Below are 25610 nucleotides of genomic sequence, written 5' to 3' on the forward strand. Positions count from 1 at the left end.
CGAGTCTACCCGCGGAGCCTCCGGGCGGACGGCGTCACAGAGCTCCGGCGGCCTGGAGGGATTGGAGGACCGCCGGGGCGATGTGCTCGGCGAACGCCGGGGTGAGGTGCACGCTGTCGTACTTCGTCGGCGTGGTCCCGGCGAAGGCCGGGCAGACGCCATCCGCACAGCTGAACGGGAGCGACGAGACGAAGCGCTCGCCGGCCGCGGCGGCCGCGGACTCGGTCGCCGCCGCGAAGTCGTTCCAGGCCGCGTCGACGCCGACGGCGCAGTCCTGCGGACTGGACACCCTCGAGTAGCAGGACCCGAGATCCGCGCCGAGGGGCGGCGGCGCGAGGAACACGACGCGGCCGGGGACCTGATAGCCCGCAGTCTCGGCGAGCGCCGACGCGACCATCGACGTCGTGTCGAGCGATCGGCCGTCGGTGGTGCGACCTGCGGCGAACGCGTTCGAGACGATCACGAGGTCGGGCTGGTCCGCGGCGATGCGTTCGGCGATGTCGTGCTTCCGGGTCGGGCAGTCGTCCATCACCCCCGCGCCGCTGTTCTGGATGAGATCCTGCGTGAAGCGGCACCCGTACAGACCGATGGTGGTGATCCGTACGGCCCCGCCGCTCTGATCGGCGATGGCCCGGAACGCCGGCGCGTAGGCGAGCGCGGTCGAGTCGCCGACGAGGTAGACGTGCTTCGGCGCAGCGGCATCCCCCCAGGTGCACGAGCCGTCGTCGGGCGTCGAACCCAGGTCGAAACAAGCCCGGGCGGGGTTGGTGCTCGAGGTCGCGCGGATCGCGTCGTCGAGGCTCGGCGAGAGGTTGTCGGGCCATGCGGAAGCCTGGCTCGCGAGTTGCAGCTCGGCGGCGATGCCCTGGAGCGGGTCTCCCGCCGGTGCCGCGATTGCCGCCGGTCCCCCGGTGGCCACCGGCATGCGGAGCGCGGGGCCGATGGCGATCACCGCGAGCCCGGCGACGATCACGAGCCCGACCGCCGAGTAGAGGAACTGGGAGGCGAACCGCTCGCGCCAGGCGGTCCAGGCGGCGTCCCTGGCGTCGCGGTCGCCGTGGAAGGAACCCACGAGCGGCGTGCGGTGCAACGGCTGTTCGATGAGCAGGAAGGAGAGCACCGAGACCCCGAGGATGAGCCCGAGCATACCCGGGACCGTGCTGAGGGCGGTGTCGGGGACGAGCATCGGTACGAACACGAGGATCGGGAGGTGCCAGAGGTAGAGCGAGTAGGAGATCGCTCCGACGCCACGGCTCAGCGGGTTCGTGAGCGGGAACATCCAGCGCGGGTACGCGGGACCGGCCCCGGTCCCGGCGGCGATGACCAGCATCGCGGCGGCGACGGGGGCGACCGCCCAGGGACCGGGGAACCCGATCGACCCGGTGATGAGCAGTGCGGATGCGACGATGCCGACGAGCCCCGCCCATCCGGCGACCACCCGGAGCGCCAGCGGCAGCCGGCCGAGGAGCGGTGCGGACACGGCCAGGAGTGCGCCGGCCCCCAGCTCCCACACGCGCGCGCCGGTCGCGAAATAGGCGGCCTGCGGGGCCGCCCCCGACTGCCACACGGCGACGGCGAAGGAGGCCGCGATGAGGACGACGAGGACGCCACCGACGACGAGGCGCGAGCGCATCACGGGTCGGGCTCCGCGGGCCGCGACGGCGAGGAGGACGAGGAGCAGCACCGGCCACACGAGGTAGAACTGCTCCTCGATCGAGAGGGACCAGAAGTGCTGCAGCGGTGACGCGGCGTCCGTCGCGTGGAAGTAGTCGGTGCCCGACGCCTCGAAGCGCCAGTTCGAGACGAGCAGCGCGGCCGACACCGCGTCCCACCAGGTCGCGAGCGCCCGCGGCGCGTTGAAGAGCCACGACGCCAGCGCGACGGTCGCGGCCAGGACGACGAGCGACGCGGGCAGGATCCGCTTGATCCGCCGCCCGAAGAAGGCCGGCAGGGAGATCCGTCCGGAACGCTCGTGCTCGCGCAGGAGCAACCCGGTGATGAGGAAGCCGGAGATCACGAAGAACACGTCCACGCCCACGAAGCCGCCGGCCGCCCAGCCGGTCGCGTGGGCGAGGATCACCGCGGTCACCGCGAGCGCCCGCATCCCCTGGATGTCGGCGCGGAACGCCGTGGTCGGCCTCGTGGGCGCAGCGCCCGTGTCGGTCCCCGTTGTCACCTATCGTCGTCCCCCGGCTGCGGTCGCTCGTCGACACGCATGGGAGAGCATGCCCTATGCGACAACCGCCTGCAAACCGGCCCTCGCAGTCACGCGGAGGACGGGCTCAACCCAGTCGTGAGCGGAGTGCGACGAGGTCGGGTTTGCCGCTCGCGAGCAGCGGCAGCTCGGCCAGACGGAGCAGCCGGGCGGGGCGCGCCGGGCGGCCGAGCGCCTCCGCGACGGCGTCTCGGGCGGTCTGCAGCAGCGCGTCGTCCGCGCGTTGGTCCGAGGAGGTCCCGACCCCCGTCACGATCACGGACGCCTGGCCGAACCGCTCATCGGGGACGGCGACGACGACGGCCTCGGCCAGCCCCGGCACCGACCGGACGACCGCCTGCACACGGTCGAGGGAGATGTTCACCCCGCCGCTGATGATCACGTTGTCGGCCCGCCCGGTCACCCGGACGACGCCGTCGACGAACTCGGCGGTGTCGCCGGTGCGGTACCACCGTCGGCCGCCGTCGTCCGGGAAGGCGGTCGCCGTGCGGTCCGGTTCGCCGAGGTAGCCCTCGGCGAGCACCGGCCCGGCGAGGAGGAGCTCCCCGTCCGCCAGCCGGGGTTCGACACCGGGGAACGGCACGCCGTCGTAGAGACAGCCGCCGGACGTCTCGCTGGAACCGTAGCTCCGCACGACGCGGATGCCGAGCGCTGCGGACCGCTCGAGCAGCGGAGCGGGGGTGGCCTGTCCCCCGACGAGCAGCCCGGCGAGTCCGGCGAGCGCGTCGCGCACGGAGGTGCTCGTCTCGGCGGCGTCGACGAGCAGGCGCAGCTGCGCCGGCACGAGGGCGACGAAACCGTCATCGGCGTCGAGCCGCTCGACGAGTCCGCGGAACGCCCGGGCGTCGAACGATCCAGCCGGGGTCTCGATCGGCCTGGTCCCGGCGACGATCGACCGGAGCAGCACATTGACGCCGGCGATGTAGTGCGTCGGGAGCGCCAGGATCCACTGGGACGAACGGCGGTGGGCCTCAGGGCCACCCAGAGCCATCGCGGAACCCGCCGCGCTGGCCAGGAGGGCGTCGGCCGTGAGGGCGACCCGCTTCGGCACACCCGTCGAACCGGAGGTCTCGATCACGAGGGCCACCCGGTCGTCGACCACGGCCGGTGCCGCGGACGATCCGTGTTGCATCGGGAGGACCGCGGGTCCGGAACCGTCGAGCGCCGTCTCCAGGGCCGCGAGCATCGCCGAGGCGGACGCGTCGACGGGGAGCAGCTGACGGGTCATGGATTCAGCGTACGCCGGGTACGTCGGTGCTCCGCCGCCCCCTCGGCGTCTCGGAGCTCAGAACTGCCAGGGGAACGGAGCCCAGTCCGGCTTGCGCTTCTCCAGGAAGGCGTCGCGTCCCTCCACCGCCTCGTCGGTGCCGTACGCGAGGCGGGTGGCCTCGCCTGCGAAGACCTGCTGGCCGACGAGACCGTCGTCGACGGCGTTGAAGGCGAACTTGAGCATGCGGATGGCGGTCGGCGACTTGCCGAGGATGGTGCGGGCCCAGGCGACCCCGGTCTGCTCCAGCTCGGCGTGCGGGACGACCGCGTTGATCGCGCCCGCCTGCAGCGCGCGCTCCGCGTCGTACTCCTGGGCGAGGAAGAACACCTCACGGGCGAACTTCTGGCCCACCTGCTTGGCGAAATACGCGCTCCCGTACCCGGCGTCGAAGGAACCGACGTCGGCGTCGGTCTGCTTGAACCGCGCGTGTTCCCGACTCGCGATCGACAGGTCGCACACGACGCCGAGGGAGTGCCCGCCACCCGCGGACCATCCGGGCACGAGGTTGATGACGACCTTCGGCATGAAGCGGATGAGCCGCTGGACCTCGAGGATGTGCAGGCGGCCGTTGCGCGCGGCGTCGATGCCGCTCGCCGTCTCGTCGTCCGCGGCGTCGTCGCTCGCGTACCGGTAGCCGTCGCGACCGCGTATGCGCTGGTCGCCGCCCGAGCAGAACGCCCAGCCACCGTCCTTCGCGCTCGGACCGTTCCCGGTGAGCAGCACCACACCGACGGTCGGGCTCTGGCGCGCGTGGTCGAGCGCGCGGTACAGCTCGTCGACGGTGTGCGGGCGGAAGGCGTTGCGCACCTCGGGGCGGTCGAACGCGATGCGCACGAAGCCGCCCTCGCGCGCGACGTGGTACGTCAGATCAGTGAGGTCCTCGAACCCCGGTACGACGTCCCAGATCTCCGGGTCGAACAGTTCGGACACTCGATCGCTCATGCGTCCAGCCTAGGCACTACTTCGGCTTGTCGAGATCCGCGTAGGGCTTGAGCGCCTCCAGGTAGTCGGCGCGGTCCGCCTCCTTCAGGAGCGCGTAGGAGTCGAGGTGCAGCTCGATGCCCTCCGCCGCCATGTCGGAATAGTCGACGTCGAACTCGCGGTCCTTCGCGACCGTGCCGGCCGAGTCGAGCGTGAGATCGACGATGCTCGTCCGGAAGTCGCCGGCCCCCGTGATGGCGTTGTAGGTGTGCAGATCCCACAGCGCCTGGGTGTCGAGGGTCTCGCCACCGTACCGTTCGGTGAGCTCGCCCGGCTCACGCCAGGAGGACGGCGCGTTCTGCATGTCGAGGTTCGCGATGCCGTAGCGGAGCAGGACCTGTCGGATGAGCTCGACCACCCGCGACTTCTCCTCGAAGGTGCGCACGGTCGTCGTCGTCTGCCACACCGGCGCCGTGTACTCGAAGAGCATGGAGTCCCCGCCGTACCCGTTCTGATCGACTTCCGTCTCGGCGGGCTGTCGCTCCACCCAGTCGAATCCGAACTCCGCGGTCAACGCCGTCCGGATCTCCGCGAGCATCTCGTCGGACGTCCCGACGAAGTCCTCGTAGCTCGGCCCGTCGAGGGTCTCCCTCGCGTCGACGTAGGCGGACCCAGGGTAGGTGTCCCAGATCGGGTCGTGCTCCTCGTCGCCGCTGCCGCCGGCGGAGGAGCCGTCCCCCGCCCGGTCCGTGGAGAGACCTCCGACCGCCATCGCCGTGGCCGGATTGACGACGAGGAGGAGCACCAGCGCCAGCACGCCCCAGCGGCGCCGCACCTTCCGGCGGATGACGATGACACTCCCGACGAGCAGCACGATCTGCACGACGACGACGAGGGCGAACGCCACGAGGATGGCCCAGGCCCCCTCGCCGGGCCGGTAGCTGACGGCCAGCAGGACGGTGAAGAGCGTCACCGCCACCACCGCGCCGAGCAGGGCGAGCGGGGAAAAGGAGGCGACGACACCCCGACTCCGCGCGCCGGGTTCGTCCAGACCCGTCGGGGATGCACCGGCGGCAGGCGGGCGCGCCGCCGGAGTCCGCTCGCCGTCGTCGGCGGGGATCGCCGCGACCTCCGGTTGCGAGGTGGCCGCGCGTTCCGCCGCCTTCCGTCGCCGACGCGACGACGGCTTCCGCGATGCGGGCTCCCGCGGTGTCCGTCGTCCTCGGGACCCCGGACGCCGGAACCTGGCGGTCTCCGCCTCCAGCTCCTCGGGCGTGCGCTCCGGGGCGGCTGGCACTCGCGCGGTCGAGGACGCGGCCACCGGCGGCGCCCCGGGGATCGGCGGGGCGTTCGGATCGCGCGGCTCGTCCGAGGATCCGCCGGGCGCTTCCTCGATCACCGGGGGCACCTCGGCCTCGGGACTCCGCTCGAAGATCGGCTCGGGCACCGAGAAGGCGGCGGGTTCGTCCGCGGGCACGCTTCGCCGATCGCCGGGCATCGGCTTGCGTCGGGAGAACAGCGGCACGGGATCGATTGTGTCACGGGCGTCCCGCGACGGCTTCCGACCTCCGGGTGCAGGATGGGGACATGCAAGCGAACCTCGACGACGTCCTCGCCACCGCCCGCGTGGTCTCCATCCCCCTCCGCGTCCGGTTCCGGGGCATCGACACCCGCGAGGCCGTCCTCTTCCGCGGGCCCGCCGGGTGGACGGAGTTCTCCCCCTTCGTCGAGTACGACGACCAGGAGTCGGCCGCGTGGCTCCGGGCCGCCATCGACTTCGGCTGGTCGGACCTCCCACCCCTTTACCGGGATCGCATCCTCGTGAACGCGACGGTTCCAGCCGTGGACGCGGCGGACGTCCCGTCGATCCTCTCGCGCTTCCCGGGCTGCCGCACTGCGAAGGTGAAGGTCGCCGAGCGCGGGCAGGTGCTCGCCGACGACGTCGCGCGAGTCGCCGCCGTCCGGCGGGCCATCGGACCCGAGGGTCGACTCCGTGTGGACGCCAACACCAACTGGAACGTCGACGAGGCCGAACACGCCATCCGCGCCCTCGAACCCTTCGACCTCGAGTACGTCGAGCAGCCCTGCGCGACCGTCGCGGAACTCGCCGAGATCCGCGAACGGGTCTCCTCCTTGGACGTCGCCATCGCGGCGGACGAGAGCGTCCGCAAAGCCGAGGACCCCCTGGCCGTGGCTCGCGCCGGCGCCGCCGACCTGCTCGTCGTCAAGGCGCAGCCCCTCGGCGGCGTGCACGCCGCGCTCCGCATCGCGGGCGAGGCCGGCCTGCCGATCGTCGTCTCGAGCGCGCTGGACACCTCCGTCGGCATCTCCATGGGTGCCCACCTCGCGGCGGCCCTGCCGGAACTCGACTACGACTGCGGGCTCGCCACCACCGCGCTCCTCGGCGGCGACGTGACGACCGCCCCGCTCGATCCCGTGGACGGCGGCATCGCCGTCCGGCGCGTCGAGGTGGACGCCGATCTCCTCGAGCGTTTCACGGCGTCACCGGAGCGCACGGCGTGGTGGCTCGACCGACTCCGCCGCACCCACGCGTTGCTCGGCTAGCCCTTCGACAGGCTCAGGGACCGGAAAGAGGCTCAGGGACCGGTGCGTCGGAGACCTACAGGCCGCTGTAGGCGTGCAGACCCTTGAAGAACACGTTCACGACGACGAAGTTGAACATCACGGCGCTGAAGCCGATGATCGCGAGCGTGGCCGCCCGTGATCCGCGCCAGCCGCGCGTCGCCCTGGCGTGGATGTACCCGGCGAAGATCACCCAGATGATGAAGGTCCACACCTCTTTGGTGTCCCAGCCCCAGTACCGACCCCACGCGCGCTCCGCCCAGATGGCACCGGCCATGAGCGTGAACGTCCAGAAGATGAAGCCGATGATGTTGACGCGGTAGGCGAGGTTCTCGAGACGCTCCGCGCTCGGGAGGGTGAGCAGGAAGCGGAGACGCCCGGAGCCCTGGGTGGGCTGCACGAGCCCGAGCCGACGCTCACGACGCCCCTGCAGGAGCTGCACGACGCTCAACGCGAAGCCGATGGCGAAGAACGCCGTACCGAGGCTCGCGACGAACACGTGGATGACGAGCCACGCCGACTGCAGCGCCGGCGGCAGCGGCACGACCTCGACGTAGAAGTTCGCGGTCGCAAGGCCGAGGAGCACGGTCACGAGGCCGATCACGAAGCTGCCGAGGAACCGGAGGTCCACGCGCGCGATGACCACGAGGAACACCGCGACGATGAGCAGCGTGCCCGTCATCGCGAACTCGTACATGTTCGCCCATGGGACACGACCGGCGGCGATACCGCGCGTCACGTCCGCGACGAGGTGGAGCAGGAAGGCGATGACCGTGAGCGAGACCCCGACCCGCAGGCTCGGCGACTTGCGCGACGCCTGCTGCTCGGGCTCGTCCGCGGGACGGCGGTTCTTGCGCGGGACACCGTCGCTCGTGACGATCGGTGCGGCCGTCCGCGACGCCGCGGAGGCGAGTGCGCCGACGCGTTCCTCGGCGGCCGCCGACCGTTCCAGCTCGGCCCGCTCGGTCGCGTCGATCGCCGCGGTGACCTCGGCGCTGCGGCGCGCGAGGTCGAACGTGAAGGCGATGAACGCCAGCGCGTAGACGGCGACGGCCGACCAGAGGCAGAGGTTCGAGATTTCGACGAGGGTCACGGGGTGATTCTACCTTCGGGTTCGGACGGGACAGGCGTTGGACTGTGCGCTTCGGCGATCGCCGCGACGGCCGCTTCGAGGCCGGGGTCCTCGCCGCGGGCGAGCCCGGCGTATTCGAGGGAGACGGTGCCGTCGCTCCCGGTCACGGCCTTCACCCAGACGCGGCGTCTGGCGACGAAGAGCGAGGTGATGAGGCCGGACAGGGCGAGGATGGCGAACGCGAGCACCCACAGCTGGGTCGGGTCGTGGTGCACGTCGAACGAGGCGAACCGCTTGACGGAGCCGGCGTAGTTCTCGGTCGACGGGTTGGCGGCGACGTTGTCGAAGGACACCGTGCCGAGGCCGTTGGGGAGGTCCGTGATCTGGCCAGGCGTGAGTTCGATCGACTCGACGCCGGTGTCGCCGCCCGTGAGCTGCTTCATGTCGTCGACGTCGAGCGCGTAGACCGACTTCGGAGCACCGGCGTTGATGCCGAGGTCGCCGGAGTAGACGTTGAGCGTCAGCACCGGGTAGGCGAGGTCGGGGTAGGACGAGAAGAACGGCGGCTTGGACGCGGCCTGGGTCGGATAGAAGAACCCGATCATGCCGAGCTGCTCAGCCAGACCGTCCGGGACCTTGACGATGCCGAGCGAGGTGAGCTGGGCGTCCTGCGGCAGGAACGGGATGGAGTCGCTGAACACGACCTTGCCCTCGGGATCACGGACGGTGATCGTCGGCGCGTAGCCGTTGCCGAGCAGGTAGACGTCGGTGCCCTCGAACCGCAGCGGATCGTTGACCTTGATCGTCGCGTCCTGCGGCTTCCCGCCGGGCGAGGTCGTCGTGACCTTCGCGCGGTAGTCGATCGCCTGACCGTACGCGTCGAGGTTCTCGGTCTCGTACGTGACGCCGAACTCGTCGAGCGTCAACTTGTAGGGGGCGAGCTCCGACTCGTTGAAGAAGCGGCCGGGGTTGAAGGAGTCGTAGTCGAGCAGGGTGTTGACGAAGGTCTGTCCCTCGACGAGCACGCGCTGACCGGAGAAGCCGAAGCCGCCGCCGAAACCGACCGTCACGAGGATGCCGACGAGGGCCGAGTGGAAGACCAGGTTGCCGGTCTCGCGGAGGAAGCCGCGCTCGGCGGACACCGATGCGGACCCCTCGGCGTCGTAACGCTCGACGCGGTAGCCCTGGCGCTTCAACTGCTTCGTCGCGTCGTCGATGAGCTCGGTGGCGGTCGCGCCGCTGTCGTCGCTGCGACGCTCGAACGCGGAGAGCCGAGACAGGCGCGCGGGCGTCCGCGGCGGGCGGGAGCGCAGGGCGAGCCAGTGGTGCTTCGTCCGCGGGATCACACAGCCGATGAGCGAGATGAACAGCAGCAGGTAGATCGCGGAGAACCAGGCCGAACTGTAGACGTCGAACGCCTGCACCTTGTCGAGGATGGGCGCGAGGTCCGGGTTGTCGGTGAAGTACTGGGTGACGCCGTTCGGGTCGCTCGACCGTTGCGGGACGAGCGATCCGGGCACCGCGGCGATGGCGAGCAGCAGCAGCAGGAAGAGCGCCGTGCGCATGCTCGTGAGCTGACGCCAGAAGAAGCGGAGCCAACCGACGAACCCGAGCTTCGGCTGGTTGATGCCGTCGGCCGGAGCCGGTGCGGCGGAGTCGATGTGATCAGAGGGGCGTGACAAGGCCGCTCATCACCCCCTGCAACGAGTACATCCAAGCGGACCAGAGACCAGACACCATCAACACACCGATCACGATGAGGAGCACGCCGCCGATGATGTTGATCGTGCGGATGTGCCGTTTGAGGAACGCCAACGACCCCGTGACCCAACCGAGTCCGAGTGCGACGAGCAGGAAGGGGATACCGAGACCGAGGCAGTAGAACAGCCCGAGGAGCGCTCCGCGCCACGCGGAGCCGCCCGAGAGGGAGAGCGCGCTGATCGCGGTGAGCGTCGGGCCGAGGCAGGGCGTCCAGCCGATGGCGAAGACGAAGCCGAGCAGCGGCGCGCCGGCGAGGCCCGTGGCGGGTGCCCAGCTGGTGCGCACCGTGCGCTGCAGCCGGGAGAACTGGCCGATGAAGATGAGCCCCATGAGGATGACGACCGCACCGAGGACGCGGGTGATGACGCCCTCCCACTCGACGAACCAGGCGCCGATCGTCCCGACGAACGCCGCGATCGCCACGAACACGACGGTGAAGCCGAGGATGAAGAGACTGACGCCGAGCAACACGCGCCGGCGACCCGCACCGGAGCGCCCTTCCTCGACCGTCGTCATGCCGCCGACGTATCCGAGGTAGCCGGGGACGAGCGGCAGGACGCACGGCGAGAGGAAGGACAGCAGACCGGCCGCGATGGCGATCGGGATCGCCACGAGGAGCTGGCCGCCGTAGACGAGCTCGCCGGGGGTCACTCTGGGGCGCTCTCGGCGATCGTGTCGCGGATGAGGGTGTCGAGGATGGTGCGGTCCTGCAGCTGCCCGAGGATGCGTGCGGCGACCCGACCTTGGGCGTCGAGGACGATGGTGGTCGGCACCGCGTTCGGCGGGACGCTGCCCGTGAAGGCGAGCTTCGCCTCCCCGCTGTCGACGTCGAGGATGGAGGGGTAGGTGATGCCGAAGGTGCCGTTGAACGCCTTCGCGGTGTCGGCGGTGTCGCGGACGTTGACCCCGATGAAGGTGGCGCCCTGGTCGGTGTACGCCTCGTTGAGCGCCTGCAGATCCTTCGCCTCCGCGCGGCAGGGTGCGCAGGCGGCGTACCAGAAGTTCACGACCATGACCTGGCCCGCGTGGTCCGCGGAGGAGATCTGCTCGCCGTCCTCGCCGACGCCCGAGAAGCTGATCGACTCGCCACGGTCGTCGAGCGCGACCTCGGTCACGCTGCCGTCGCCCGCGACGTACCCCTTGCTGCTGCCCTCGCGATACTGCTCGGCGAGCGGGTCGCTCCCGCACGCCGTGAGCAGGAGTGCCCCGACCGCCAACACGGCGGCGACGGCCAACGTCCTCGATCGGCGGGCCATCAGACGGCCCCGACATCTGTCGCGCCGGACGACAGACGGGCGGCCGGATCGACGTAGCCGACCTCGACGAAGCCCTGCTCGGTCCGCTCGAAGCTGGTGATGCTCGACAGGGCGCACCGTCGCTTCCGCGGGTCGTGACGATAGGGCGCCCCGACCACAGAGCTGTGCAGCATCCAGATGGGCAGCTGGTGGCTGACGATGACCACGTCTCCCGACGGCGTCGCGCGCCAGGCGTCCTCGACGGCCGCGGTCATGCGGTTGACGATCGACGCGTACGGCTCACCCCAGCTCGGACGGGACGGGTTGCGGAGCTTGGGCCAGTTGAGCGGGTTCTTCAGGGCGCGGCTCATGCGCTTGCCCTCGAACTCGTTGAACGGTTCGATCACGCGCGGCTCGGAGACGACGGCGAGCCCGAACGCGGCGGCGACCGGCGCGGCGGACTCCTGCGTGCGCTGCAAGGGGGACGCGTAGAGCGCACCCACCGTGCGGTCGCGGCTCACGAGGTCGTCTGCGGCCGCCTGCGCCATGCGCTCACCGAGCTCGGACAGTCGGAATGCGGGGAGTCGACCGTAGAGCACACGAGAAGGATTGTGCACCTCGCCGTGACGCACGAGATGGATCTGGTCGGCTACCACCCTCCAAGTGTACGTTTCCCCAAGCTGCGGATTCACCGTGACCTCCGTCCAGGTCCGAGCCACGAGCGACGGCTAAGCTGTCGGGGTGAGTGAACGCGTCGTTGTGAAGAACCTGGCCGCCCTGTCCGACGGTCCCGTCACCGTCTCCGGATGGGTCGAGACCGTCCGCGACCAGAAGAAGGTGCAGTTCGTCGTCCTCCGCGACGAGAGCGGCGCCGTCCAGCTGGTGAACCCGGCCGTCCGCGAGGTCGACCCGGAGGTCGAGGGCTCCGCCGACCGCCTCGCCACCACCGAGGCGATCTCCGCCCTCGCGCACGGCTCCTTCATCACCGTCACCGGCGAGCTCAAGCACGACGAGCGCGTCAAGCTCGGCGGCATCGAGGTCAAGGTCGCCACGCTCGAGGTCGTCACCGCCGCCAACCCCGAGACGCCGATCGCTGCGGACTCCTCGCTCGACAAGCGGCTCGACTGGCGCTTCCTCGACCTGCGCCAGCCGAAGCAGGCCCTGATCTTCCGCATCCAGACGACGTTCGAGCACGCACTGCGTCAGTACTGGATCGACAACGACTTCATCGAGATCCACACCCCGAAGCTCATGGCGAGCGCGAGCGAGTCGCGCGCCGAGCTCTTCGAGGTCGACTACTTCGAGGGCAAGGCGTACCTCGCGCAGTCCCCGCAGTTCTTCAAGCAGATGGCGCAGTCCGCCGGCTTCGGCAAGGTGTTCGAGGTCGGACCCGCATTCCGCGCCGACCCGTCGTTCACCAGCCGACACGCGACCGAGTTCACGAGCGTCGACGCCGAGATCAGCTGGATCGAGTCCCACGAGGACGTCATGCAGCTGCACGAGGAGCTCCTCGTCGCCGGCTTCACGGCGGTCAAGGACAAGCACGGCGAGCAGATCTCCGAACTCTTCGGCATCGAGCTCGAGGTCCCGTCGCGTCCGTTCCCGCGCATCCCGCTGGCCGAGGCCAAGCGCATCGTCGCCGAGCGCGGCTACGAGATCCCCCGCGCCGACGACGACATGGACCCCGAGGGCGAGCGTCAGATCGCGGCCTACGTCAAGGAGACCTTCGGTCACGACTTCGTCTTCCTGACCGACTACGCGTCGAGCATCCGGCCGTTCTACCACATGCGCAACGCCGAGGACGGCTCGCTCACGAACAGCTACGACCTCATCTACAACGGCGTCGAGATCTCCACGGGCGCACAGCGCGAGCATCGCGTCGACGTCCTCGTCGAGCAGGCCAAGGAGAAGGGCCTGGAGCCCGAGGAGCTCGAGTTCTACCTCGACTTCTTCCGCTACGGCGTCCCGGCGCACGGCGGCTTCGGCATGGGCCTCGCCCGCGTGCTCATGCTCATGCTGCACGAGACCTCCATCCGCGAGGTCACCTACCTGTTCCGCGGCCCGACCCGCCTCGCCCCGTAACCCCGCAAGAAGGACGCCATGCAGATCGTCATCCTGTACGGGACCGAATCCGGCAACGCCGAACGCCTCGCCGGCGACCTCGGCAAGGCCATCGGCTCTCAGCACCAGTGGCGCGTCGTCGACCTCGGCGACGTCGACCCTGCGGAGCTGTCGACCGACGAGATCCACATCTTCATCACGTCGACGTACGGCGACGGCCTCCTCGGTGAGACCGGCCAGATCTTCTACGAGGCGCTCGAGGAGTCCGACGTGGAACTCGACGGGCTCCGGTACGCCATCTTCGGGCTGGGCGACAGCAGCTACGAGGACACGTACAACCAGGGCAGCTCGCTGCTCGACGCCCTGCTCACCGAGCACGGCGCGACCCGGTTCGGTGAGTTCGGTCTGCACGACGACGGCGGGTTCGAGCGCAAGAAGGACGTCGCGCTCGCCTGGCTGCCCGGCGTGCTCGCCGCAGCAGAACAGCTCTGACCACCGCTCTGGTGCGAGCCCGGACGCGACGGTAGCGTGACTCGCACCGACCGTGCGGCGTCCGTCGCAGGTGGGCGAGGGGTGTAGGCCAGATGAACGCGACCGCCGAATCCGTGGTCCTGCGCCTTCGTGCGGCGGGGTGCGTCTTCGCCGAGGACGAGGCGGCTCTCCTCCTCGCCGAATCGGATGATCCGGATCGACTCGAACGGATGGTCGCGGCACGGGTCGCCGGCCGGCCGCTCGAGCATGTCCTCGGCTGGGTCGCGTTCCGGGGCCGCCGGGTTGTCGTCGAGGACGGGGTCTTCGTGCCGAGGCGACGCACCGAGCTCCTGGTCGACGTCGCCCTCCCGCGCCTCCGGAAGGGTTCGGTGGTCGTCGAGCTCTGCTGCGGTGCCGCGGCCGTCGGGAGTGCGCTCCTCACCGAGGCGCCCGGCCCCATCGACGTCTGGGCGTCGGACATCGACCTCGCCGCGGTGGACTGCGCACAGCGCAACCTCGAGCCGCTCGGTGGGCACGCCCTGCGCGGAGACCTGTTCGACGGGCTGCCCGGGGTGCTCGCGGGGCGCGTCGACCTTCTGCTCGCGAACGCCCCCTACGTCCCGACGGCGTCGATGGTGACGATGCCCCCGGAGGCTCGGGAGCACGAGGCCGTGATCGCGCTCGACGGCGGTGCCGACGGGCTCGACGTGCAGCGTCGGATCATCGCGCAGGCCCCGGACTGGCTCGCGCCGACCGGCGCCATCCTGATCGAGACGAGCGAACGTCAGGCTCCCGAGACCGCAACGCTCATGCGGGCGGCGGGCCTCTCGGCGTCGATCGTCCGCGACGACGAGCTCGACGGCACCGTGGCCGTCGGCGTCATGGCCTGAGCCCTGCGGGTGCCGGCTCAGTCGAGCTGGAAGTCGACCGCGGAGCGCTCGACCACGAGCTGGCGGACGATCTGCACCACGCGGACATGCTCCGGGTGGACCTGGTAGCGCTCCAAGGCTTCGAGGCTCGGGTAGTCGCCGACCAGCACGACGTCCCAGTTGCTCTCCGGGTAGGCGATGTTGCGTCCGACCTGGAGGCGCTCGATGTCGTCCGGCATGAACCCGGCGAGTGCCTCGAGTTCGGACTGCATCGTGGCGAACGCCGCGTCGCGCTCGGCCTCGTCCGTTGCTGCCAGCTTCCAGCTGACGATGTGGCGGATGGTCACTGGGCCCCCAAGGGTCGATGTGGATGGATGGTCGTGCGGATCAGTCGGCGAGCAGCGCGGACCGCAGACGGTCGGGGTCGATGCGCCAGTAGTTGTGGACCCTGCCGTCGATGAGGACGACGGGGATCTCCTCCCAGTGGCGGTCGTGGAGCGCCGGATCGTCGAGGATCGAGAGCTCCTCGCGTTCGATCGTGGGGCCGTCGGACGGGAGACCTGCGACCACCTCGTCGATCACGGCTCGCGCGTCGTCGCAGAGGTGACAGCCGGGCTTACCGATGAGCGTGACGTGCAGAGTGGACACCTCCTCAACTGTACGGGGTGCTCGAGGCCGCAGCACGTCCAGGGACCCGACACGTGTGGTGTTTCTCGACGACATCTGGGACGATGCCGGAATGATGATGCCGTTGAACCCAGGATCCAGAACCATAGGTTGCGGATCCACCCGACACAGACGCTCTGGCATGCGCCGGTCGAGGTCCGTTGTCATTGAGTGATGCCTACACATTCGGAAGCCGCGACCATCCTCGGCGAGCGGTTGCGGGCCGCCCGCAACGAGCGACAGCTGACCCTCGAGGACCTGGGCGTGTTGGCGGGGATGCACTGGACGAACATCGGCAAGATCGAGCGAGGGCAGGTGCACCCGAGCGTGGAGACGCTCGTCCGACTGAGTACCGCGCTCGACCTCGACCCGGCCCCGTTCATCACGGGCCTCAACGCGGACATGTACCCGGGCCGGGCGCACAAGCTGACGGCCCGCGACCTGCTGGCCGCTCGCCGCGACCAGGAACGCTGATCCGCGCATCGGAGACCACTCCCCTCCACCGGATGGCGTCCGTCAGAAGGTGACCCGCCAGAGGTACTGGTGACCGCCGGGACGGAACCAGGACACCTGCACACTGGTCGCGCGGGCCAACTCGGTGCCCAACACCTCGAACTCCAGAGCGCTGCCAGGCGTCAGGCGACACGGTTCCAGTGGGGCGAGGAGTCCGGGCCCGTTCAGGCGCAGCACGACCCAGTGCACGGCTTCGTCACCGACGTTCCGGAGTCGATAGCGAGGCGCGTCGTCTCGTTCGACGACGAACGGCACCCGGTACGCGAGCTCGCGTCGGTTGCGGCGGGCGGTTGGAGGAAGATCGCGGGTCATGCGAACACCGTACGAAGGACCGCCGACGATCTCGGGCCGACGGATCGCGTGCCGCGACGCGCTGTGGATCAGTCCCCTCCGGCCTCGCCTGTGGAGGAACCTCGACGCCGCTCGACCCGCGGGGATCCCACGCCACGACCGGCGACGAGACGATCACCTCGACAACGCCAGAAAGCGCCGTACCCCATTGGGCAGGCGCTTCCGGTGGACGAAGAGTCGTCAGGCGCTCCGAACGGAGCAGCCGGCTACTTCTTGTTGCGGCGCTGGTGACGGGTCTTGCGAAGCAGCTTGCGGTGCTTCTTCTTCGCCATACGCTTGCGGCGCTTCTTGATAACAGAACCCACGGATTTACCTCACAGAATTGGGGGGCTTGGCCGCAGGGATCGCGACCGAAGAGAACAAGTCTTGTTGCCAGTCTAGCCGATTGCAGCGCGCGTCGTTCACACGCCGTACGCCTGCAGGCTGCTAGGAGCGGGGAACGCCTCAGCCGGCGTCGGCGACCGGGCGCTGCCGGACGGCGTCGACGGCGGTCTCCGGCACTCGGAACGACTTCCCGAACCGGATGGCCGGGAGCTCCCCCGAATGCACCAGGCGATACACGGTCATCTTGGACACCCGCATCATCTCGGCGACTTCGGCCACGGTGAGGAAGCGGACGTCGGCAGTGTCCTGCGTCATCGAACCCCTCCTACGCCTCTGGAAACCTGCTTGAACGGCGCCCCGAGGACCGGAACGCCGCATGGCAACTCTAGAGGTCCGACGCCCGCCCTGTACATCCCCTGTGTGAACGGTATGCGAGGCCCGGCTAGGGGCGGAGCTTCTTCGTGACCGACTGCACCGCGTGGGTCACGTCCGCCGCGACCTTGCCGACCGATCCGGCGACCGCCTTGGCCTGGTCCGGCAGCGACAACGCCGCGAAATCGACACCGTCGTCCTGGTAGTCGACGCTGAGGAACGGGATGAGCCAGTCCTCCACGTCCTCGAGCGGCGCCGAGTCCAGGCTGTAATAGCGGTGCTGGCCCTCCTCGCGCACCTCCACGAGCTCTGCTTCGCGCAGGACCTTGAGGTGCTTCGACACCGTCGGTTGGCTGAGGCCGAGCTGGGCGACGATCTCGGAGACGCTCGTCCCGGTGCCACCGTGCCGTTCGAGCAGCAGCGCGAGGATGTCCCGCCTGGTGGTGTCAGCGATCACGTCGAAAATGTCGGCCATGGTCCAACGATAGTGATGGAGCGCACGGAGTACCATTGCCTCCGGCGCAGTCCTGAGGTGTTGAGGGGTCAGATGAGCGGCAATGCCATGGGTCGTCGTCCCGAGATCATCGTGCGCCACGGCCTCGCGAGGGTCCGGGAGGCCGTCAGCGACTTCGCGGCGAAGTCGACCTCCCGGTTCGCCATCCTCGTGTTCAGCTTCCTGATCTTCGTCTTCACGATGCTGTTCTCACTCCCCATCGCGAGCGCCGACCGCCAGGTGACCCCGATCGCCGACGCGCTCTTCACCGCCGTCTCCGTCATCTGCGTCACCGGGCTCTCGACCGTCGACATGGCCACGCACTGGTCCCTCTTCGGTCACGTGCTCGTGTTCATCGGCGTCCAGATCGGCGCGCTCGGCGTCCTGACCCTGGCCTCGATCCTCGGGTTCGTGATCGCCCGACGACTCGGGCTCCGCCAGAAGCTCATGGCGGCGAGTGACACGAACCCGCTGCGGTCGCACCACGGCCCCGTCGCCGAGGGTCAGGCGGTCCGCCTCGGGGAGATCGGCAACCTGCTCGTCACCGTCGCCGTCAGCGCGCTCGTGATCGAGGCGGCACTGGCGGTCCTGCTCTTCCCGCGCATGCTGCTCGACGGCATCAATCCCTGGGACGCCGCCTGGAACAGCGTCTACTACGCGGCCATGGCCTTCACCAACACCGGTTTCACGCCGAACGCCGAGGGCCTCGCGGCGTTCGAGAACGACTACTGGTTCCTCAGCATCCTCATGCTCGGGGTCTTCCTCGGCAGCATCGGCTTCCCGGTCATCTACGCGCTGAGCCGCAACTTCCGTCGGCCGAGCCGCTGGTCGCTGCACGTCAAGCTCACGCTCGTCACGACGATCATCCTGTTCTTCGCCGGGGCGCTCGCCTTCATCCTGCTCGAGTTCAACAACCCTGAGACCTGGAACAAATGGAACCTCTGGGACACGATCTTCCAGGGGTTCTTCCTGTCGGCCATGACCCGGTCGGGAGGCTTCTCCACGGTGGACATCGGCGACCTCAACGGTTCGACCCTGCTCGTCGCCGACATGCTCATGTTCATCGGCGGTGGTTCCGCCTCGACCGCCGGCGGGATCAAGGTGACGACGCTGGCCGTCCTGTTCCTGGCGGCGTTCGCCGAGGCCCGCGGCCGCGAGGGCGTGGAGGTCTTCCGCCGGCGGATCCCCCAGGACGTGCTCCGCGTCGCGGTGAGCGTCGTCCTCTGGGGCGCGACGATCGTGGCCCTGTCGACGATCGTCATCCTGCAGATGACCAAGGCTCCGCTCGACCACGTGCTGTTCGACGTCATCTCCGCCTTCGCGACCGTCGGGCTGAGCACCGGCCTCGTCGCGGACCTGCCCGACGCCGGGGTGTACGTCCTCGCCGTCACCATGTTCCTGGGCCGCGTTGGTACAGTGACACTCGCTGCAGCCGTGGCCGCGAGTCAGAGCGGCCAGCTGTTCAAACGTCCCGAAGAGAGGCCCATCGTTGGTTGACCGCATCAAGCACGACGCCCCGGTCCTCGTCATCGGACTCGGTCGGTTCGGTGCGGCCTGCGCCGGCGAACTCGACCGGCTCGACCGCGAGGTGCTCGCGATCGACGACAACTCCGATCTCGTGCAGAAGTGGTCCGACCGGGTCACGCACACCGTGCAGGCCGACGCGAAGAACATCGAGGCGCTCCGGCAGATCGGCGCGCAGGACTTCTCGGTCGCGGTCGTCGCGGTCGGCTCCTCGATCGAGGCGAGCGTGCTCATCACCGCCAACCTCGTCGACCTCAAGATCCCGCAGATCTGGGCCAAGGCCGTCTCGCAGTCGCACGGCAAGATCCTCGCCCGAGTGGGGGCGAGCCACGTCATCTACCCCGAGCGCGAGGCCGGCGAACGCGTCGCCCACCTCGTGTCGGGCCGCATGCTCGACTTCATCCAGTTCGACGACGACTTCGCGCTCGTCAAGATGTACCCGCCGAAGCCCATCCGCGGGCTGAACCTGACGGAGTCGGGTGTCCGGACGAAGTACCGGATCACCGTCGTCGGGGTGAAGTCACCGGGGAAGCCCTTCACCTACGCGACCGCAGACACCGTCGTGTCGAACCACGACCTCATCATCGTCTCCGGCACGTCGGCCGACATCGAGCGCTTCGCCTCGCTCGAGGGCTGAGGCCCCCTCAGCTCAGGCTGCGCGCGTAACAGCCCCGTCAGCTCAGGCTGCGCGCGTAACAGCGTGACTGCGGCTCGTCGACGTACACCCCGAACGCCTCGATCGGGTGGTATCCCTCGCGCTCGTAGAACCGCATCGCGTCCGGCTGTTCCGTGCCGGTCTCGAGGAGGAGCTCACCGAGACCCAGCGACCGCGCTTCGTCCTCCAGTGCCCGCAGGAGCGCAGTGGCGACGCCGGTCCCCCTGGCCTGCTGCACGACGAACATGCGTTTGATCTCCGCCCGGTCCTCACCGAGCATCCGCAGGCCGCCGCAGCCCAGCGGGGTGTCGTCGACGTCACTGGCGAGCAGGAAGAGCGTGATGTCGGCTGCGGTCGGCGGTGTGCCGGGTTCGTGATCGTCGCTCCCGTAGCGGGCGTCGAGTTCGCGGCGCTGGGCGGCCCGCAGCACGGTGCCCGCCTCGTCGTCCCAGGCCACCCGGCTGATCCTGATCGTCATTCGCGTTCTCCAGTCATTCCATAACAAGCATTACGGTAACATCGGTTCCGAGGTGATCACGACATGGCAAGAACCAAGGACCCAGCGGCCCAGGCGCGGATCTCGCGCGCGGTCTGGGAGGTGCTGGGCGAACGCGGGCCGCACGGGTTGACCCTCCGCGCGGTCGCGGAGCGGGCCGGGTGCACGACCGGCCTCGTCCTGCATCGCTTCCCCGACAAGCGCGCGCTCCTGCTGCACGCTCGCGATCTGCTCCACGAGCGGACGGCCGCGCGGACCGAGGCGCTCGAAGCCGCAGCGGAGACCCCGCGTGACGCTCTGCGCGCCGTCCTCCGGCAGGCCCTGTCCCTCACGGACGAGACGCGCCAGGAGGCCCGGGTCTGGCTCGGCTACCTCGCGGCGGCGCTCGACGACGAGGTGCTGGCCGAACGGCACCGTGCGGGTCATGGTGTGTTCGTCGCGCGCACCCGCCGGCTCGTGGCCGAGATCCGCCCCGAGCTCACCGAGGCCGAGGTCACCGCGACGGCCAACGTCGTCGTCGGATTCATCGAGGGTGTCAGCACCCTGAGCACAGCCGACGACGATTACTACGACGCCGCGGCCCAGCTCGCCGCCCTGGACCGGCTGCTGCTCGTCCTCGGGCTCGACGGGACGAGCCACGCATGATCGTCGTGGAACGGTGGGCGGATGCTCCGGCTCATCACCGGGAGCGGTTCGCCGGGCTCCTCGAGGAGTACCACCGCCGGACCGAGCATGAGAAGCTCCTCGGCCGAGAACCGCGTCCGGACGAGCCCGCTCCGACGACCACCCTCCCCGACCGCTACCGGGCCGAGATCACCGACCCGGGCACGGCCTTCGCCTCCGACGAGGTCCTCCTGGCCGTCGAGGACGACCTGGTGCTCGGCTGCGTCGTCCTGACGGACGGCCCGTCGCCGGAGCTCAAGCGACTCTGGGTCGCCCCCGACGCTCGTCGCAGGGGCGTTGCCGCAACCCTGCTCGAGGCCGCGACCACCGTCTCCCGGCAGCGGGGCGACGTCGCCGTCCGTCTCTCCGTGTGGCGCTGGCGCTCCGCCGCGATCGCGCTCTACCGACGGTCCGGCTTCGTCGCGGTCGCGTCCTGGGACGGCAGACCCGGCCTCGACTGCTTCGTGCGGTCCTTCGACTGATCCGGCCGCCGTCGGGTCAGGACGCCGACAGCTCCTCGGCGCGTGCGATGGCGGCTGCCGCAGCACGGTCGAACGTCTCGCTGAAGCCCGCCTCGGCGAGCACGGCGAGCGCCCGTTCCGTCGTCCCCTTGGGGCTCGTGACGTTGATCCGCAGCTGCTCGGCGCTCTCCCCCGTCGTCGCGAGGAGTTCCGTCGCGCCACGGAAGGTGCCGTCGACCATCACGGACGCCTGCTCGGGGGTGAACCCGAGGCCGATCGCCGTGCGGGTCAGTTCCTCGATGAGGTAGTAGACGTACGCCGGACCGGAACCGGAGATGGCGCTGAGGGCGTCGATCTTCGATTCGGGGATGACGACCACCTGGCCGACGGTCTCGAAGAGCGCGGTGACGATGGCGAGGTCGTCCTCGCTCGACCGGGTACCCGGCGCGAGCCCGGTGACGCCGAGCCCCACGTAGGACGGAGTGTTCGGCATGGAACGCAACACCGAGACCGACTCCGGCAGGGCGGCCTCGAAGGCCGCACCGCGGATGCCGGCCGCAAGGCTCACGACGATGGTGCCCGGCTGCAACGTGTCGGCGATCTCGGCGAGGAGGTCGGCGACCAGGTAGGGCTTCACGCCGATCAGGACGATCTTCGCCGCGGCTGCCGCCCGTCGGTTGCCGTCGGCGTCCTGCTCGAGGGCGATCGAGGTGACGCCCGGCAGCTCGGCCAGAGCCTCCGCCTTGGCGATGGTCCGGTTCGTCACCGTGATGCCACCGTCGACCTCGACACCCGGCTGGACGAGACCGCGGAGGACGGCCCCTCCCATCGAACCGGCTCCGAGGATGGCGATGCTGGGCAGGCTGATCGTTTCACTCACCCTGCGAGTCTAGGCACCTGCATGCTCGGCGGCACGTGCGCGGCCGACTCAGTCGGCGAGGCAGGCGCCCGACGGGACCGCGGACTGCAGTGACCCGGCGAGCGCGACGACGGGCAGGACCTCGTCCATCGCGAGCGCGTAGCCGACCGGCGCGGAGTTCGCATCGCGGGCGAAGATCACGCCCGCCACCTCACCGGACTCGGTGAGCAGCGGGCCACCGGAGTTGCCCGGCTGCACCGTCCCGGACAGCGTCACGACCTGACGGCTCGTCGGGTTGTTCCCGCTGATGTCGGCGACGAGGCTCGGCCCCACCACGATGACCTGCGCGCCACCGGCCGTGTACGGGCCGCCGAACGGATACCCGGCGACGACGGCGTTCGATCCGGGCGCCGGATTCGGTGCGAGCGGCAGCGATCGGGCGCCGAGGTCGTCGACGCGGATGACGGCGAGGTCGTCGACCGGGTCGAAGTAGACGATCCGCCCTTCCCGAGGCATGGACCCCGGGACCTCGACGACCGGGTTCGTCACGCCGGCGAGGACGTGCGCGTTCGTCATGACCAGGTCGTCGGCGAAGACGAAGCCGCTTCCGGTGAGGCTCCGCGAGCAGGACTCGGCGGTGCCGCTGATGCGCACCACGGACGCGGAGGCCGTCTGCAGCGCCGTCGTCGAGGTGTCGAGCTGCGGGGCGGCGGGGACGTCCGCGGTTCCGCCGAACGCCTCGATGACGCGTTGGGCCCCACCGTCGACCACCGTGGAGCGGAGCTGCGCGAGCGTGCTCTTCACCTGCACGGGCGTGACGCGGTCGATCGTGCCGATCACCGCGGACGACCCGACCGCCTGGGCGAGCAGCGGGATGCCGAGGGAGCCGACACCGAGTGCCGCGGTCACGAGGACGAGCGCGGTGACGACGAGGTTGAGGGCGGCGCCGAGCAGCCGTTCCAGACCGCGCAGCGGGGTCTTGCGGACGACGGAGCCGATGGCCCCGCCGATGAACGCACCGATCGTGTAGCCGACGGCGAGGACGACCACCGCCGCCGCCACGGCCGCCCAGCCACGCCAGGCCGCGTCCGGCACCCACGAGGCGACGAGCGGGATCGCGAAGAACGCGCCGACCCCACCGGCCGCCAGCCCGACGAGCCCGCCGAGGCTCCCGAGGAGCCCCGCACGCCACCCGCGGATCAGGAAGCCGATCAGGACGACGACGAGGATGATGTCGAGGATCACGCCGGGTTGCATCCTGCGATCCTGCCATCACCCGCCGACAACGGGCTCCGGAAGTGCTGGGAGCAGCCGCATCCGATCAGCGATCCTGTCGACGCATGGAAATCTCCGGGGCCGCCTGCGCCCTCAGGAGGCTCCGACGCCGTCCGCGCCCCGGAAGAAGTCGGTGAGGAGCGTCGAGCAGCGCTCGGCCTCCACGCCCGCGTAGACCTCGACGCGGTGCTGCAGTCGCCGGTCGCGTAGGACGTCGTAGACGGAACCGACCGCGCCGGCCTTCTCGTCCCAGGCCCCGAAGACGACCCGCGGGATCCGGGCGGCGAGGATCGCGCCGGCGCACATCACGCAGGGTTCGAGCGTGACGACGAGCGTCAGCTCCGTGAGGTGCCAGTCGGCCAGCGCGGCCGCGGCGGCGCGGATAGCGACCACCTCGGCGTGGGCGGTCGGGTCGGTGTGCAGCTCGCGCTCGTTGCGCCCGACGGAGACGACCGTGCCGTCCGGGGCGACGAGGACCGCGCCCACCGGGACGTCGTCGCTGGCGAGGGCCGCCTCGGCCTCGGCGACGGCGAGGTCCATCCACACGGCGAACTCGGCCGGTGCGTGCATCCGTCATCTCCCCGAAATCCTGGTCGCCGCGCGAGCGACTAGATTGATCGTATGCGAGTGCACGTAGCCGACCACCCACTCATCACCCACAAGCTCACGGTGCTCCGCGACAAGACGACACCCTCACCGGTGTTCCGTGCCCTCACCGAGGAGCTCGTCACGTTGCTCGCCTACGAGGCGACGCGCGGCGTCACGGTCGAGGAGATCACGATCCAGACGCCCGTCACCGAGACGGTCGGCGTCAAGATCAGCGAGCCGCGTCCGCTCGTGGTCCCGATCCTGCGGGCCGGCCTCGGCATGCTCGAGGGCATGGTGAAGCTGCTCCCCACCGCGGAGGTCGGCTTCCTCGGCATGGTGCGCAACGAGGAGACCCTCGAACCCACCACATACGCGGAGCGCCTCCCCGACGACCTGTCCGACCGCCAGTGCTTCGTGCTCGACCCGATGCTCGCGACCGGTGGCTCGCTCGCGGCGGCGATCGACTTCCTCTTCCAGCGCGGTGCGATGCACGTCACCGCCATCTGCCTGCTCGCCGCCCCCGAGGGCCTCGAGCGCCTCGAGGCCGAGACGGCAGGCAAGGACGTCACCATCGTCCTCGGCGCCCTCGACGAGAAGCTCGACGAGAACGGGTACATCGTCCCCGGCCTCGGCGACGCCGGCGACCGCCTCTACGGCGTCGTCTGACCCCTGCTCCCGCCGACATGAGGCGGATCGCCGTCCATCCCCGCGATGGACGGCGATCCGCCTCATCTCAGTTGTGCCGCCAGCTGGCAATCCCCGAGTAACAGAACGTCATCTTCTGCTCGCACTTGACAGGATCCGGGGGATTCCTGTTGTATTGCGGACTATGACGACCAACGCGCCCACCCCGACCTCCTTCGAGGCCCCTGGGAACGCCGGCATGATGATGCCCGGCCGCGCTGTCATGTGCTGTCGAATGTGTCGCTGATCCGACTCCTCCAGCACCGGTAGCGGTCCACACGGATCCGCTCCACTGCTCCCAGCACCTCCGAGTCCGCCGCTCCCCCACCAGGTGAGCCGACTCCCGGACGCACCCCGTCCGCACCCGGCCGACGCGCCACTTCCCGGATCGCGGGACCGCAACTGCCCACCGGCAAGCGGGATCACCCCGAGCGCACCGCGCACGATCCGTCGCAGCATCATCACTCCCGAGGACCTCGCACCCATGTCTCTTGCAGCCGTTCAGACCACCCGCCCCACCCGCCAGCTCGCCGCCGTCGAGGACGCACCTCGGGCCGCGACCCCGCACGTCCGTGCTGTTCCGGCCGGCCCCGAAGCCCGAGGCTTCGTCCTCTACGTCGGCCTCGACGAGGCGAAGGCGGCGGCGGCCGGCACGAGCCTCGGTGAGATCGTCGAGGCCATCAAGGCCCTGACCGCCCAGTTCGCCCCGGAGGCCGAGACGCACGCAGCCGTCGCACTGGCCCCGCGCGGTGCCGGCGGCCGCGACCTCGACGTCGTCCGGCTCGCCCTGCAGGACCCCTCGGCACTCGCGGCCCACCGTGACGAGGTCGACGAGGAGGAGCAGGACCGCGCCCACGCGGGTGTCGTCGTCGACATCTCCCGAAAGCGCCTGGTACTCGACAACGAGGCCGCGCCGCTCACGTACAAGGAGTTCGAGCTCCTCCAGTACCTCGTCCTCCGCGAGGGACGCACGATCGAGCGCGCGGAGCTCATCTCCTCGCTGTGGCGCGCCGGCGACGACGAAGAGGTTCCGAACGAGCGGACCATCGACGTCCACGTTCGTCGCCTCCGCGCCAAGCTCGGCCGCTACGAGGACATCGTCCGCACCGTGCGCGGTGTCGGCTACCGCTTCGACCGCCACGCGGACGTCTCCATCCGCTACGCCAGCACCCCGTCGCCCGACCTGTTCTGAGCCGGTTCGGCGGCCCCACCGACGAGACGACGGGCC

Annotated in this window: 30 protein-coding genes; 11 read left to right on the top strand and 19 right to left on the bottom strand. The window is 70.0% G+C overall.

The annotated features are described in order from the left end of the window. Window positions 1-34 precede the first annotated feature (34 nt). The 4 genes from BWO91_RS16145 to BWO91_RS16160 all read right to left on the bottom strand — a co-directional run bounded on the left by BWO91_RS16145 (window position 35) and on the right by BWO91_RS16160 (window position 5931). Window positions 35-2176 carry an acyltransferase family protein gene (locus BWO91_RS16145; RefSeq protein ID WP_240555551.1) on the bottom strand — a complete coding sequence of 714 codons (2142 nt, stop codon included), beginning with the start codon at window positions 2174-2176 and terminating at the stop codon, window positions 35-37. Between the two features lie 106 nt (window positions 2177-2282). Further along, a complete protein-coding gene (locus tag BWO91_RS16150) occupies window positions 2283-3443 on the bottom strand; it encodes an AMP-binding protein (protein ID WP_079003286.1) in 1161 nt (386 codons plus the stop codon). A 57-nt stretch (window positions 3444-3500) separates the two neighbouring features. Beyond that, a complete protein-coding gene (locus BWO91_RS16155) occupies window positions 3501-4427 on the bottom strand; it encodes a 1,4-dihydroxy-2-naphthoyl-CoA synthase (protein WP_064294597.1) in 927 nt (308 codons plus the stop codon). A gap of 16 nt (window positions 4428-4443) precedes the next feature. After that, complete coding sequence (locus BWO91_RS16160) at window positions 4444-5931, bottom strand: hypothetical protein (RefSeq protein WP_079003287.1); 1488 nt, start codon at window positions 5929-5931, stop codon at window positions 4444-4446. 62 nt (window positions 5932-5993) lie between these two features. Between BWO91_RS16160 and BWO91_RS16165 the strand changes: the two genes are divergently transcribed. After that, the gene (locus BWO91_RS16165; protein ID WP_079003288.1) at window positions 5994-6971 is read left to right on the top strand and encodes an o-succinylbenzoate synthase; all 978 of its coding nucleotides are present in this window, start codon (window positions 5994-5996) and stop codon (window positions 6969-6971) included. Window positions 6972-7026: 55 nt separating this feature from the next. Here BWO91_RS16165 and ccsB read toward each other — a convergent pair whose 3' ends face one another. Genes ccsB through BWO91_RS16190 form a run of 5 tightly spaced genes read right to left on the bottom strand, consistent with a single transcriptional unit; the run spans window position 7027 to window position 11713 of the window. Further along, window positions 7027-8082, bottom strand: a complete 1056-nt coding sequence (ccsB, locus tag BWO91_RS16170) for a c-type cytochrome biogenesis protein CcsB (RefSeq protein ID WP_079003289.1) — start codon at window positions 8080-8082, stop codon at window positions 7027-7029. Further along, window positions 8079-9743: a cytochrome c biogenesis protein ResB gene (gene resB, locus BWO91_RS16175; RefSeq protein WP_079003290.1), complete on the bottom strand. Its 1665-nt coding sequence runs from the start codon at window positions 9741-9743 to the stop codon at window positions 8079-8081. Before resB ends, ccsB begins: the two co-directional genes overlap by 4 nt. Beyond that, a complete protein-coding gene (locus tag BWO91_RS16180) occupies window positions 9727-10473 on the bottom strand; it encodes a cytochrome c biogenesis CcdA family protein (protein WP_064294602.1) in 747 nt (248 codons plus the stop codon). Before BWO91_RS16180 ends, resB begins: the two co-directional genes overlap by 17 nt. Further along, window positions 10470-11078 carry a TlpA family protein disulfide reductase gene (locus tag BWO91_RS16185; protein WP_064294603.1) on the bottom strand — a complete coding sequence of 203 codons (609 nt, stop codon included), beginning with the start codon at window positions 11076-11078 and terminating at the stop codon, window positions 10470-10472. The genes BWO91_RS16180 and BWO91_RS16185 overlap by 4 nt, the downstream gene beginning before the upstream one ends. Then, a complete protein-coding gene (locus tag BWO91_RS16190) occupies window positions 11078-11713 on the bottom strand; it encodes a histidine phosphatase family protein (protein ID WP_079003291.1) in 636 nt (211 codons plus the stop codon). Before BWO91_RS16190 ends, BWO91_RS16185 begins: the two co-directional genes overlap by 1 nt. 85 nt (window positions 11714-11798) lie before the next feature. On the opposite strand from BWO91_RS16190, the gene aspS reads away from it, so the two are divergent. From aspS to BWO91_RS16205, 3 genes are all read left to right on the top strand, one after another. Continuing rightward, a complete protein-coding gene (aspS, locus tag BWO91_RS16195) occupies window positions 11799-13139 on the top strand; it encodes an aspartate--tRNA(Asn) ligase (RefSeq protein WP_064294605.1) in 1341 nt (446 codons plus the stop codon). An 18-nt stretch (window positions 13140-13157) separates the two neighbouring features. Continuing rightward, a complete protein-coding gene (locus BWO91_RS16200; protein WP_079003292.1) occupies window positions 13158-13610 on the top strand; it encodes a flavodoxin domain-containing protein in 453 nt (150 codons plus the stop codon). Between the two features lie 92 nt (window positions 13611-13702). Continuing rightward, on the top strand, window positions 13703-14479 hold the full coding sequence (locus tag BWO91_RS16205; protein ID WP_079003293.1) for a putative protein N(5)-glutamine methyltransferase: 777 nt from the start codon (window positions 13703-13705) through the stop codon (window positions 14477-14479). 17 nt (window positions 14480-14496) lie between these two features. Here BWO91_RS16205 and BWO91_RS16210 read toward each other — a convergent pair whose 3' ends face one another. Both BWO91_RS16210 and BWO91_RS16215 read right to left on the bottom strand, forming a co-directional pair. Beyond that, complete coding sequence (locus BWO91_RS16210; RefSeq protein ID WP_064294608.1) at window positions 14497-14805, bottom strand: Dabb family protein; 309 nt, start codon at window positions 14803-14805, stop codon at window positions 14497-14499. A gap of 40 nt (window positions 14806-14845) precedes the next feature. Then, entirely contained in the window at window positions 14846-15106 is a 261-nt protein-coding gene (locus BWO91_RS16215; protein WP_064294609.1) for a glutaredoxin family protein, read from the bottom strand. 192 nt (window positions 15107-15298) lie between these two features. On the opposite strand from BWO91_RS16215, the gene BWO91_RS16220 reads away from it, so the two are divergent. Beyond that, window positions 15299-15598, top strand: coding sequence for a helix-turn-helix domain-containing protein (locus BWO91_RS16220; RefSeq protein WP_064294610.1), 300 nt, complete (start codon window positions 15299-15301; stop codon window positions 15596-15598). A gap of 42 nt (window positions 15599-15640) precedes the next feature. On the opposite strand, the gene BWO91_RS16225 is transcribed toward BWO91_RS16220, so the two are convergent. The 4 genes from BWO91_RS16225 to BWO91_RS16240 all read right to left on the bottom strand — a co-directional run bounded on the left by BWO91_RS16225 (window position 15641) and on the right by BWO91_RS16240 (window position 17159). Continuing rightward, complete coding sequence (locus tag BWO91_RS16225) at window positions 15641-15949, bottom strand: hypothetical protein (RefSeq protein WP_064294611.1); 309 nt, start codon at window positions 15947-15949, stop codon at window positions 15641-15643. Window positions 15950-16194: 245 nt separating this feature from the next. After that, entirely contained in the window at window positions 16195-16293 is a 99-nt protein-coding gene (locus BWO91_RS16230) for a 30S ribosomal protein bS22 (RefSeq protein WP_003792170.1), read from the bottom strand. Between the two features lie 139 nt (window positions 16294-16432). Next, window positions 16433-16627, bottom strand: a complete 195-nt coding sequence (locus BWO91_RS16235) for a helix-turn-helix domain-containing protein (RefSeq protein WP_064294612.1) — start codon at window positions 16625-16627, stop codon at window positions 16433-16435. A gap of 127 nt (window positions 16628-16754) precedes the next feature. Next, complete coding sequence (locus tag BWO91_RS16240; RefSeq protein ID WP_064294613.1) at window positions 16755-17159, bottom strand: ArsR/SmtB family transcription factor; 405 nt, start codon at window positions 17157-17159, stop codon at window positions 16755-16757. Window positions 17160-17231: 72 nt separating this feature from the next. On the opposite strand from BWO91_RS16240, the gene BWO91_RS16245 reads away from it, so the two are divergent. Together BWO91_RS16245 and BWO91_RS16250 are read left to right on the top strand one after the other, a co-directional pair. Continuing rightward, window positions 17232-18674: a TrkH family potassium uptake protein gene (locus BWO91_RS16245; protein WP_079003294.1), complete on the top strand. Its 1443-nt coding sequence runs from the start codon at window positions 17232-17234 to the stop codon at window positions 18672-18674. Then, window positions 18667-19338, top strand: a complete 672-nt coding sequence (locus BWO91_RS16250) for a potassium channel family protein (protein ID WP_056013885.1) — start codon at window positions 18667-18669, stop codon at window positions 19336-19338. Before BWO91_RS16245 ends, BWO91_RS16250 begins: the two co-directional genes overlap by 8 nt. 37 nt (window positions 19339-19375) lie before the next feature. Here the strand turns inward: BWO91_RS16250 and BWO91_RS16255 are convergent, their stop codons facing one another. Beyond that, window positions 19376-19834, bottom strand: coding sequence for a GNAT family N-acetyltransferase (locus tag BWO91_RS16255; RefSeq protein ID WP_079003295.1), 459 nt, complete (start codon window positions 19832-19834; stop codon window positions 19376-19378). 63 nt (window positions 19835-19897) lie between these two features. Between BWO91_RS16255 and BWO91_RS16260 the strand changes: the two genes are divergently transcribed. Together BWO91_RS16260 and BWO91_RS16265 are read left to right on the top strand one after the other, a co-directional pair. Beyond that, entirely contained in the window at window positions 19898-20497 is a 600-nt protein-coding gene (locus tag BWO91_RS16260) for a TetR/AcrR family transcriptional regulator (RefSeq protein ID WP_079003296.1), read from the top strand. Beyond that, the gene (locus BWO91_RS16265; protein WP_079003297.1) at window positions 20494-20997 is read left to right on the top strand and encodes a GNAT family N-acetyltransferase; all 504 of its coding nucleotides are present in this window, start codon (window positions 20494-20496) and stop codon (window positions 20995-20997) included. The genes BWO91_RS16260 and BWO91_RS16265 overlap by 4 nt, the downstream gene beginning before the upstream one ends. A 16-nt stretch (window positions 20998-21013) precedes the next feature. Here BWO91_RS16265 and proC read toward each other — a convergent pair whose 3' ends face one another. The 3 genes from proC to tadA all read right to left on the bottom strand — a co-directional run bounded on the left by proC (window position 21014) and on the right by tadA (window position 23680). Beyond that, window positions 21014-21856 carry a pyrroline-5-carboxylate reductase gene (gene proC / locus BWO91_RS16270; protein WP_079003298.1) on the bottom strand — a complete coding sequence of 281 codons (843 nt, stop codon included), beginning with the start codon at window positions 21854-21856 and terminating at the stop codon, window positions 21014-21016. A gap of 48 nt (window positions 21857-21904) precedes the next feature. Continuing rightward, a complete protein-coding gene (locus tag BWO91_RS16275; protein ID WP_079003299.1) occupies window positions 21905-23092 on the bottom strand; it encodes a MarP family serine protease in 1188 nt (395 codons plus the stop codon). 111 nt (window positions 23093-23203) lie between these two features. Continuing rightward, entirely contained in the window at window positions 23204-23680 is a 477-nt protein-coding gene (gene tadA / locus BWO91_RS16280; RefSeq protein ID WP_079003300.1) for a tRNA adenosine(34) deaminase TadA, read from the bottom strand. Window positions 23681-23731: 51 nt separating this feature from the next. On the opposite strand from tadA, the gene upp reads away from it, so the two are divergent. Beyond that, window positions 23732-24364 (top strand): uracil phosphoribosyltransferase, encoded by a 633-nt coding sequence (gene upp, locus BWO91_RS16285; protein ID WP_064294620.1) that lies wholly within the window; start codon window positions 23732-23734, stop codon window positions 24362-24364. Between the two features lie 502 nt (window positions 24365-24866). Further along, a complete protein-coding gene (locus BWO91_RS16290; protein WP_079003301.1) occupies window positions 24867-25574 on the top strand; it encodes a winged helix-turn-helix domain-containing protein in 708 nt (235 codons plus the stop codon). Window positions 25575-25610: the final 36 nt, after the last annotated feature.

The organism is Plantibacter flavus, from assembly GCF_002024505.1.
GTDB classification, from domain to species: Bacteria; Actinomycetota; Actinomycetes; order Actinomycetales; family Microbacteriaceae; genus Plantibacter; species Plantibacter flavus_A.